Origin of the sequence: Klebsiella sp. MS 92-3 (genome assembly GCF_000195655.1) — a bacterium.
GTDB lineage: Bacteria > Pseudomonadota > Gammaproteobacteria > Enterobacterales > Enterobacteriaceae > Klebsiella > Klebsiella pneumoniae.
The window spans coordinates 126,227-136,751 of sequence record NZ_GL882724.1; the positions used below are offsets into that span (position 1 = coordinate 126,227).

Annotated in this window: 9 protein-coding genes and 1 other RNA gene; 7 read left to right on the plus strand and 3 right to left on the minus strand. The window is 55.6% G+C overall.

Features of this window, described 5'->3' with window-relative positions; genetic code table 11:
• The coding region (pfkB, locus tag HMPREF9538_RS24110; protein WP_009484029.1) for a 1-phosphofructokinase at window positions 1–849 on the minus strand (849 nt) is incomplete at its 3' end.
• 24 nt (window positions 850–873) lie between these two features.
• A complete protein-coding gene (locus tag HMPREF9538_RS24105; RefSeq protein ID WP_002917968.1) occupies window positions 874–1,728 on the minus strand; it encodes a tagatose bisphosphate family class II aldolase in 855 nt (284 codons plus the stop codon).
• Between the two features lie 350 nt (window positions 1,729–2,078).
• Between HMPREF9538_RS24105 and HMPREF9538_RS24100 the strand changes: the two genes are divergently transcribed.
• Both HMPREF9538_RS24100 and HMPREF9538_RS24095 read left to right on the plus strand, forming a co-directional pair.
• Complete coding sequence (locus HMPREF9538_RS24100) at window positions 2,079–2,882, plus strand: DeoR/GlpR family DNA-binding transcription regulator (protein ID WP_020317105.1); 804 nt, start codon at window positions 2,079–2,081, stop codon at window positions 2,880–2,882.
• Window positions 2,882–3,832 carry a sugar kinase gene (locus tag HMPREF9538_RS24095; RefSeq protein WP_002917963.1) on the plus strand — a complete coding sequence of 317 codons (951 nt, stop codon included), beginning with the start codon at window positions 2,882–2,884 and terminating at the stop codon, window positions 3,830–3,832. The genes HMPREF9538_RS24100 and HMPREF9538_RS24095 overlap by 1 nt, the downstream gene beginning before the upstream one ends.
• A 54-nt stretch (window positions 3,833–3,886) precedes the next feature.
• Here HMPREF9538_RS24095 and garD read toward each other — a convergent pair whose 3' ends face one another.
• Window positions 3,887–5,458, minus strand: coding sequence for a galactarate dehydratase (gene garD, locus HMPREF9538_RS24090; protein ID WP_002917960.1), 1,572 nt, complete (start codon window positions 5,456–5,458; stop codon window positions 3,887–3,889).
• Window positions 5,459–5,850: 392 nt separating this feature from the next.
• Between garD and HMPREF9538_RS24080 the strand changes: the two genes are divergently transcribed.
• The 5 genes from HMPREF9538_RS24080 (at window position 5,851) to rnpB (ending at window position 10,521) form a co-directional block, all read left to right on the plus strand.
• Window positions 5,851–7,182: an MFS transporter gene (locus HMPREF9538_RS24080; protein ID WP_009484031.1), complete on the plus strand. Its 1,332-nt coding sequence runs from the start codon at window positions 5,851–5,853 to the stop codon at window positions 7,180–7,182.
• Between the two features lie 26 nt (window positions 7,183–7,208).
• Window positions 7,209–7,979, plus strand: coding sequence for a 2-dehydro-3-deoxyglucarate aldolase (gene garL, locus HMPREF9538_RS24075; protein ID WP_002917954.1), 771 nt, complete (start codon window positions 7,209–7,211; stop codon window positions 7,977–7,979).
• Between the two features lie 26 nt (window positions 7,980–8,005).
• Window positions 8,006–8,896 carry a 2-hydroxy-3-oxopropionate reductase gene (gene garR / locus HMPREF9538_RS24070; protein ID WP_002917952.1) on the plus strand — a complete coding sequence of 297 codons (891 nt, stop codon included), beginning with the start codon at window positions 8,006–8,008 and terminating at the stop codon, window positions 8,894–8,896.
• A gap of 64 nt (window positions 8,897–8,960) precedes the next feature.
• Window positions 8,961–10,106: a glycerate 2-kinase gene (garK, locus tag HMPREF9538_RS24065; RefSeq protein WP_009484033.1), complete on the plus strand. Its 1,146-nt coding sequence runs from the start codon at window positions 8,961–8,963 to the stop codon at window positions 10,104–10,106.
• 32 nt (window positions 10,107–10,138) lie between these two features.
• Window positions 10,139–10,521: RNase P RNA component class A (gene rnpB / locus HMPREF9538_RS28735), an RNA gene on the plus strand.
• Window positions 10,522–10,525: the final 4 nt, after the last annotated feature.

Consider the following 10,525-nt stretch of genomic DNA (forward strand, 5'->3'; position numbering starts at 1 on the left):
GGGGGCGCCCCCACCGGCGCCGGTGGCGCTGGCCAGCGCCAGGGCCTGGGGAATATCGTCTGTGTTAAGCCAATGGCTGAGGAATGCACCCAGCGCGGCATCGCCGGCGCAGGCCGAGCTGACCAGTTCGATTTTCGGTGCCGAGCAGAACCACAGTTGCGCGCCGTTCGAAAAATAGAGCCCTTGCGCGCCAAGGGTCAGCAGAACATTGCGAGCCCCGAGCTGGTGGAGCGTTTGCATTGCTTCGCGTACCCGCCGGGGGCTGCTGACATCCAGACCAAAGATCTCTTTCAGCTCGTCGTCATTGGGTTTAATCAATAGTGGACGCCACTCTAACAGCTGGCGCAGCACCGGGTGGCTGATATCTAAGATGACTTCACACCCTTTCTGCTGGCACAGCACCAGAATCTCGCTATAGAACCGGCTCTCTATTCCCGGTGGCAGACTGCCGCTGATAACTAAATAATCACCGGGCGCGACGCACTGTAAATGGTGAAGAATTTGTTCTTTTCCTTCATCATCAATCCGCGCGCCGGGATTTACCAGTTTGTATTCATCACTGCCGTCGTTAATAAATATATTTATACGGGTCGGTTCAGCGACCCATGCCGGTGTGACATTAATATGCTGTTTGCGTAGTTCCTCAACGATATAGCGGCCGGTAAAACCGCCGAATATGCCCATGACATGGGTTGGCTGCTGGTAATGATGTAATACCAGCGAGACGTTAACCCCTTTACCATTCGGGCAATATTCCGTTTGCCGGGTGCGGTTGACTGCCGCCGGCTGGAGCGGATCGCAAAAGATATTCATATCGATCGCGGTATTCAGTGTCAGGGTGTGGATCACAGCAAGGCTCCTTCGATCCGCTGATTACAGTTGTCCTTCGCAGCCACAAACGTGAATGACTTTGCGAACGACCTCTTTCATTGCCGCTTTCGCCGGTTTCATATAGTGACGAGGATCGTTGGCGCCCGGATTTTCCAGGAAGTAGGCTTTCAGCGCATCCGAGAAAGCGATTTTTAGTTCGGTGGCGACGTTGACTTTGCATACGCCCAGAGAAATGGCGCGACGAATATCACTATCCGGCAGGCCGGAAGCGCCATGCAGAACCAGCGGAACGTCAACGCAGTCGCGAATAGCCGCCAGGCGCTCAAAATCAAGCTTCGGTTCGGCGGTGTAAAGGCCGTGCGCGGTACCGATGGCGACGGCCAGCGAATCAATACCGGTACGAGCGACAAATTCGCGGGCCTGTTCGGGGTTGGTATAGAGCGCATCTTTAGCATCGACCACCAGATCGTCTTCAACTCCGCCCAGACGGCCCAGCTCGGCTTCAACGCTGGCATCATAGCGGTGGCTCAACTCCACCACGCTTTTTACCAGTGCCACATTCTCCTCGAACGGTGAGTGAGAGCCATCGATCATGACCGAGCGGATCCCTGCCTGCACTTTGCGCGTGATATCAGCCAGATCCTCGTGATGATCGAGGTGCAGGGCGAGCGGGAGATCCCACTTTTTTGCCAGATCGCGGGCGATCGCCACCACGTTGCCGGTGCCGGCATAGCTGTAGGTACCGGGGGTGCCGGCAAGGATCAAGGGGGAGCGCAACTCAGCCGCCGTTTCAACAACGACCTGCATGGTTTCGAGGTTATGGATATTGAAAGCCGGCACGGCATAACTCTGTCGCTGAGCTTTTAATAGCATGTTTTTACTGGAAATGATGTACATTTTAGTCCTCTGTTTTCATCTTGTAAGTTATTTTTGGTTAATAACCTTCAGTTTGAAAGTAATGTAACGATCGTCTCGCCTTTTAGGTGTGATCCACCGCACACAATGATGAATTGATTTTTAAAATGAAAGTTAATAGTATTTATAGGGTTTCTTTTTTAAAGTTTAAGTTGGTAAGGTGCCAATTTGTAACTACATGATTAATATCGATTTGCTGATTGATGGCGGGATAGGGCTACAGCCGCGGTTTGACATTGCAAGAGGGAAATTTAAAAATGAAAGTTATTCCAGGAGAAAATAATAAGGCATAAACCGTGGCAAAACCGTCAACCAGCTTGCTGAAAAGGCGCTTGGACATCGCAGAGATCGTTCGTAAGAACGGCGAGATCAAAGTCGACGATCTGGCAGAAATGCTGGCTGTTTCCGGGGTGACAATCCGTAACGATCTCAACTACCTCGAGCAGCAGGGCTACTTGAAACGCTCTTTTGGCGGGGCGATTTATACCGCCCAGGCTGGCGCGCCGGTTGCGATGACCCGAGAAGCGCCTGCCGTCAGAGATAAAGCGCTGGAGACGGAAATGGCTCGCCAGGTGGCGGCGCAGACAGAAAATGGCGAAACGCTGTTTCTAGGCCAGGGTTCCATTTTGCGTAAAGTGATCCCCTTTCTGGCCAACAGAGAAGAGCTTTGCCTGCTATTAAATGATCTGGGCCACGTCGCGCTGGCGCAGGAGTTTTTAAATGGGGAAACCGTTCTGCTTGGCGGGGTGTTGTCCGGTCAGGGGCGGATTGTAGAGGGCGAACTGGCGCTGAAGGCGTTGGGTCATTACCGCCCTTCACGTGCGCTGATAGCGGTGGACCACATTGCTGAAGACGGCACGCTAAGCGTGCGTAACGAGGTTACGGCACATTTGTTAAGCGAAGCGGTGGCCCAGAGTAAACGAGTCATTGCGATTGTCGCTTCCCGGCCGGTCTATGGCGAGAAACGTTATGCTGTGGGTGAATTACAGCAGATCAGCAGCGTCGTGACCCCTCAGGTCGTCGCGGCAGAGTACCATGCCTGCTTCCTCGCCGCGGGTTTGACCAACAGCTATACCAACAATGAATGCCTGACATGGCTCAACACGGCTTTGCATAAGACAAACCAGGAGCGGTGATGAACGTAACCATTTGCACCATCGGCGAGCTGCTGGTGGAGTTTCTCGCCAAGGAAGAGAATCAGGGGTTTTCCCGTCCCGGTGAATTTTGGGGGCCCTATCCCAGCGGGGCGCCGGCAATATTTGCCGATCAGGTGGCAAAGCTGGGTTTCGGCTCCGTGTTGTTTAGCTGTGTGGGCAACGACGCATTTGGCGAGATGAATATTGCGCGGTTGGAGAAAGACGGCGTCAACGTCAACGGCATCGCTATGCTGCAGAAAGCGACTACCGGTAGCGCCTTCGTCAGCTATCGTAGCCAGGCGCAGCGCGATTTTATTTTTAATATGCCTAACAGCGCCTGCGGTCTGCTGACTGCCGACCACATTGACGAAGCGTTGCTAAATCAGTGTCAGCATTTTCATATTATGGGGTCATCGCTATTCTCGTTCCGTATTATCGATGCGATGCGTAAAGCGATTGAAAACATTAAAGGCCGCAGCGGCACAGTATCGTTCGACCCAAATATTCGCAAAGAGATGCTGAACATCCCGGAGATGTCGCAGGCCTTTGAATATATTCTCGACTACACCGATATCTTCCTGCCGAGCGATGGCGAGCTGGATTACTTTGGTCTCAATCCGGAACGCAATGAGCAGGTCCTGGTTGATAAGCTACTGAAACGCGGCGTGAAGCATGTGGTGATTAAACGCGGGCCGCGTGGCGCAAGCTACTTTAGCGCCAACGAGACGCACCATGTCGCCGGCTTCAGCGTGCCGGTGGTGGATCCGACTGGTGCCGGGGATTGCTTTGGCGCCACTTTTGTTAGTCTGTTCCTCAATGGCGCCACGCCCCGGGAGGCGCTGAGATGGGCAAACGCCAGCGGCTCGCTGGCGATTAGCCAACGCGGCCCCATGGAAGGCACCTCGACGCAGGCGGAGATCAGCGCTTTTCTTGCCGCCCAGCATCCCTAACCAACAAGCCCGGATAGATCCGGGCTAAAAGTGGTTAAATCCTTACGCTCTCGATCAGGTTACCGGCGCCGGGTTAAATACCGCCAGCTGGTTGTGCAGGCCCCATTGATCGGAGAAGGTTTTTTTGCGTCCGCTGGCGACGTCGAGAATAAATTCGAACAGCTTCCGCCCGACATCCTCAATCGTCTCTTCGCCAGTGGCGATGGTCCCGGCGTTAATGTCCATTAAGTCATACCAGCGGTTGGCCAGCTCGGTACGGGTCGCCATTTTTATCACCGGTACCGCCATCAGTCCGTACGGCGTACCGCGACCGGTGGTGAATACCTGCACCGTGATGCCAGAGGCTACCTGCTGGGTGCCGCAGACAAAATCGCTGGCGGGGGTTGCGGCGTAAATGAGGCCGCGTTTGGTCGGACGCTGCCCCGGAGAGAGCACCTCAACGATGGCGCTTTTCCCTGATTTGGCAATCGACCCCAGCGCTTTTTCCACCACGTTGGCCAGACCGCCTTTCTTGTTGCCGGGGGAGGGGTTGGCGCTGCGGTCGGTTTTGCCCATATCAAGATAGTTATCGTACCAGGCCATCTCTTCCAGCAGACGTTTACCGACCTCTTCGTTAATCGCCCGCGGCGTCAACAGATGAATGGCGTCGCGTACTTCGGTCACTTCTGAGAACATCACCGTCGCGCCGCAGCGCACCAGCAGGTCGGACGCGTAACCTACCGCCGGGTTGGCGGTCACGCCTGAAAAGGCGTCGCTGCCGCCGCACTGCATCCCGACCACCAGCTCAGAGGCCGGGCAGGTTTCCCGCTGGCGCTGGTTCAGTTTCGCCAGGTGGCGCTCGGCGACCTGCAGAATGTCATCGACCATCGATTTAAAACCAACATGCTTTTCATCCTGCAGGCTGACGATGCTGGCGCTGTCCACCGGGATACTTTTGACGTCTTCCGTGCCCTGCAGCAGGCGTTCCGGCTGCAGCTTCTCACAGCCGAGGCCAATGACCATCACCTCGCCGCCGAAGTTTGGGTTGAGGGCGATATTATGAATGGTGCGAATCGGCACTACCGCCGCCGGCGCATTAATCGCCACGCCGCAGCCGTAGAGATGATTCAGGCCCACCACGCCATCGACGTTGGGATAGTTTGGCAGCAGGTCGCGTTCAATGATTTTAACCACGTAATCGACCACGCCAGCGACGCAGTGCACGCTGGTGGTAATACCCAGCAGATTCTTGGTACCCACGCTGCCGTCAGCATTGCGGTAGCCTTCGAAGGTGTAACCTTCCAGCGGCGGTAGCGGTTCAGGCACTTTAGTGGCCAGCGGCAGGGTATTCAGCGGCGGGGCGGTGGGCAGCTCCACCAGCGACTCGTCAATCCAGCTTCCCTGCGGGATATCGCGTACGGCATAGCCAATGACTTCGCCGTAGCGGATGATTTCACCATGGGCGGGGATATCCACCAGGGCAACTTTGTGACCCTGCGGGATATGCTCGACGAGCGTCAGGCCGTCCGGGAAACGCGTTCCGGCGGTTAAGCCGCGATCGTTGACAATAATCGCCACATTATCTGTCGGGTCAACTTTAATATAAAACGCGGTCGGCGATTGTTGTCGAATTGCAATGTCAGCCATTGTCCAGTCATCTCCAAACAGGTGCTAATAATAAAATAAAACGCTAATTCATTTGCTACGTATCAGTATGATGGAATAAAGGATGTCAGCTGAGTTGATTTTAAAATGTGATCGGCATCACTCCTTTTTATGACGCTAACCTCTGCAGGGCAGGCAATCGTAAGAAGTGTGGATTAGCGCCCATGACTTATGGCATAAGCACAATTATGGATTTAAATAATAACTTTATATTGTGGGTATGCATAGTGTCTGGCGGGGGCGTGCTGATTATACTGAGTCATGTTTTTGAGGTGATCGATATGCGAATAGACAATTTCAATATCGTCTTTTAAATAAATCAGAAACCACTTAAAACAATTATAAAAGGTGTTCTGTGCCCGAGGAATGTCTAAATGATTTTGGATTCTACATTAGATGAAAAAAAAGGAATACCGACCCGCTATTTAATTCTGTTGATGATATTTGTGGTGACGGCAGTGAACTATGGCGACCGCGCGACCTTGTCTATCGCCGGTACTGAAGTCGCGAAAGAGCTGGGGCTCAGCGCGGTGTCGATGGGATACATTTTTTCCGCCTTCGGCTGGGCTTATTTGCTGATGCAGATCCCTGGCGGCTGGCTGCTGGATAAATTTGGCTCGAAAAAGGTTTATTCATACAGTCTGTTTTTCTGGTCACTGTTTACCTTCCTGCAAGGCTTTATTGATGTGTTCCCGCTCGCCTGGGCCGGGGTCTCCATGTTCTTTATGCGTTTTATGCTGGGCTTTTCCGAAGCGCCCTCGTTTCCCGCCAACGCCCGCATTGTGGCGGCCTGGTTTCCGGCCAAAGAGCGGGGTACGGCTTCAGCTATCTTTAATGCCGCTCAGTACTTCTCGCTGGCTCTGTTCTCGCCGCTGCTCGGCTGGCTGACCTTCGCGCTGGGCTGGGAACATGTCTTTACCGTGATGGGGATAATAGGGTTTGTGCTCACCATCATCTGGGTGAAGTTTGTGCATAACCCCACCGATCATCCGCGAATGTCCGCCGCGGAGCTGAAATATATCTCAGAAGGCGGCGCAGTGGTCGATATGGACCATAAAAAAGAGGCCACCCCGGCGGCCGGGCCGAAGATGGACTATATCCGCCAGTTGCTGACTAACCGAATGATGTTAGGCGTATTTTTCGGTCAGTATTTCCTGAATACCATTACATGGTTCTTCCTGACGTGGTTTCCGATCTACCTCGTGCAGGACAAGGGAATGTCGGTTCTGAAAGTGGGGTTTGTGGCTTCGATTCCGGCGCTGTTTGGCTTTGCTGGCGGCGTACTGGGCGGGCTGTTTTCGGATTATCTGATTGGCCGCGGCTGCACGCTGACTTTTGCGCGTAAGCTGCCCATTGTGCTGGGAATGCTGCTGGCGTCGTCCATCATCCTGTGTAACTACACGGCCAGCACGCCGCTGGTCATTACGCTGATGGCGCTGGCGTTCTTTGGCAAAGGCTTTGGCGCGCTGGGCTGGCCGGTCATCTCGGATGTCGCGCCGAAGGAGATTGTTGGCCTGTGCGGCGGGGTATTCAACGTCTTTGGCAATGTGGCCTCGATCGCCACGCCGCTGGTTATTGGCTACATCGTGAGCGAACTGCACTCATTTAATGGCGCACTGATTTTTGTTGGCGGCTCCGCGCTGATGATGATGGTCTGCTACCTGTTTGTGGTTGGCGATATCAAACGTATGGAATTGCAGAAGTAAGCAACGATTAACGCAAGGTAAAAATCATGGATAACGCAATTTTTCCGAACAAATTTAAGGCCGCGCTGGCGGCGCATCAGGTGCAGATTGGCTGCTGGTGCGCTTTGGCTAACCCGATTAGCACCGAGGTGCTAGGTCTGGCGGGGTTCGACTGGCTGGTGCTGGACGCGGAACACGCGCCAAACGACGTCACCACGCTCATTCCGCAGCTGATGGCCCTGAAAGGTAGCTCCAGCGCGCAGGTAGTCCGTGTGCCGACCAATGAACCCATCATCATCAAGCGCATGCTGGACATCGGCTTCTATAACTTCCTGGTGCCGTTTGTCGAGACGGCTGAACAGGCGGCGCAGGCGGTGGCTTCGACCCGTTATCCGCCGGAAGGGATCCGCGGGGTCTCCGTTTCCCACCGCGGCAATATGTTTGGCACCGTGCCGGACTACTTCGCCCAGTCCAACAAGAACATTTCCATTCTGGTGCAGATTGAGAGCCAGACCGGAGTGGACAACGTCGAGGCGATTGCCGCGACCGAGGGCGTGGACGGTGTGTTTGTCGGCCCGAGCGACCTGGCCGCCGCCTTAGGCCATTTGGGCAATGCCGCCCATCCTGAGGTGCAGCGCGCTATCCAACATATCTTCGCCAGCGCGAAGAAGCACGGTAAGCCAAGCGGCATTCTGGCGCCAGTGGAAGCCGATGCGCGCCGCTATCTGGAATGGGGCGCGACCTTCGTCGCCGTTGGCAGCGATCTGGGCGTCTTCCGTTCTGCAACCCAGAAACTTGCCGACGCGTTTAAAAAATAATCACCAGGATGAAGAGAGAGAACATTATGACAATCAAAGTAGGTTTTATCGGTCTTGGCATTATGGGCAAACCGATGAGCAAAAATTTGCTGAAAGCGGGTTACTCGCTGGTGGTGTCTGACCGTAACCCGGAAGCGATTGCCGACGTGATCGCCGCTGGCGCTGAGACCGCGACGACGCCGAAAGCGATTGCCGAACAGTGCGAGGTGATCATCACCATGCTGCCGAACTCTCCGCATGTTAAAGAGGTGGCGCTGGGTGAAAACGGCATTATTGAAGGGGCGAAACCGGGCACCGTAGTGATCGATATGAGCTCCATTGCGCCGCTGGCGAGTCGGGAAATCAGCGAAGCGCTGAAAGCCAAAGGTATTGATATGCTGGATGCGCCGGTGAGCGGCGGCGAACCGAAAGCCATCGACGGCACGCTGTCAGTCATGGTCGGCGGCGATAAAGCGATCTTCGATAAATACTACGATCTGATGAAAGCGATGGCCGGCTCCGTAGTGCATACCGGCGATATTGGCGCGGGCAACGTCACCAAACTGGCTAACCAGGTGATTGTCGCGCTGAACATCGCGGCGATGTCTGAAGCGCTGACCCTGGCGACTAAAGCCGGCGTCAATCCGGATCTGGTTTATCAGGCTATTCGCGGCGGTCTGGCGGGCAGTACCGTGCTGGATGCGAAAGCCCCGATGGTGATGGACCGTAACTTCAAACCGGGTTTCCGTATCGACCTGCATATTAAAGATCTGGCCAATGCGTTGGATACCTCACACGGCGTGGGCGCCCAACTGCCGCTGACGGCGGCGGTGATGGAGATGATGCAGGCGCTGCGCGCGGACGGTCTCGGCACTGCAGACCATAGCGCGCTGGCGTGCTATTACGAAAAACTGGCGAAAGTGGAAGTCACTCGCTAACAAGAAGGGCGCCCTGCGCGCCCTGTTATGCTTGCCTTGCGCGGCACTGTCAGGCTACAAAATTATGAAAATCGTCATTGCCCCAGACTCTTACAAAGAAAGCCTTTCTGCCAGCGAGGTAGCTCAGGCGATAGAAAAAGGATTTCGGGAAATTTTCCCTGATGCACAGTATGTTTCCCTGCCCGTCGCCGACGGCGGCGAGGGGACGGTGGAAGTCATGATTGCCGCCACCCAGGGAAAGGAACATTTCGCATGGGTAACGGGTCCGCTGGGTGAGAGAGTGAAGGCCTGCTGGGGCATGTCCGGCGACGGCGTCACCGCGTTTATTGAGATGGCGGCAGCCAGCGGTCTGGGGCTCGTTCCGCCCGACAAACGTAACCCGCTCATCACCACTTCACGGGGTACCGGGGAGCTAATATTACAGGCGCTGGAGCATGGTGCGGAACGGATCATTATCGGCATCGGCGGTAGTGCGACCAACGACGGTGGGGCGGGTATGATGCAGGCGCTAGGCGCCCGCCTCTGTGACGCCGAGGGACAAGAGATCGGCCATGGCGGGGGCAGTTTGAGCCGTCTGAGCCGGATCGATCTTTCCGCCATCGATCCGCGCTTACGTGACAGGATGATCCACGTGGCCTGCGATGTTACCAATCCGCTGGTAGGCGAGCGTGGGGCGTCGCGGATCTTTGGCCCACAGAAAGGGGCGACCGAGGCGATGATCGTCGAGCTGGATCGTAATCTGGCGCATTATGCCGACGTCATTAAGACGTCGCTGCAGGTGGACGTGAAGTCGATCCCCGGCGCGGGAGCGGCCGGCGGCATGGGTGCGGCGCTGATGGCCTTTCTCAATGCGGAGCTGCGCAGCGGGATTGAGATCGTTACCGAGGCGCTGAAGCTGGAAGAACAAATCCATGACTGCTCACTGGTGGTCACCGGGGAAGGGCGGCTCGATAGCCAGTCTGTTCACGGTAAGGTGCCGGTGGGGGTGGCCCGGGTGGCGAAGAAATACCGTAAGCCGGTGATCGGTATTGCTGGCAGCCTGACTCACGATGTCGGCGTGGTTCACCAGCACGGTATCGATGCCGTATTCAGCGTGTTAACTTCCGTTTCGACGCTGGAAGAGGCATTTCGCGGGGCGTTTGATAATATTTACCGCGCGTCGCGTAATATTGCTGCCACCCTGCAGGTTGGGATGACCACTGAGGGATGACAACGGGCGGTAAACCCTCTATACTGCGCGCCGAAGCTGACCAGACAGTCGCCGCTTCGTCGTCGTCCTCCTTCGGGGGGAGACGGGCGGAGGGGAGGAAAGTCCGGGCTCCATAGGGCAAGGTGCCAGGTAACGCCTGGGGGGTGTCACAGCCCACGACCAGTGCAACAGAGAGCAAACCGCCGATGGCCCGCGCAAGCGGGATCAGGTAAGGGTGAAAGGGTGCGGTAAGAGCGCACCGCGCGGCTGGTAACAGTCCGCGGCACGGTAAACTCCACCCGGAGCAAGGCCAAATAGGGGTTCATAAGGTACGGCCCGTACTGAACCCGGGTAGGCTGCTTGAGCCAGTGAGCGATTGCTGGCCTAGATGAATGACTGTCCACGACAGAACCCGGCTTATCGGTCAGTTTCACCTTTTA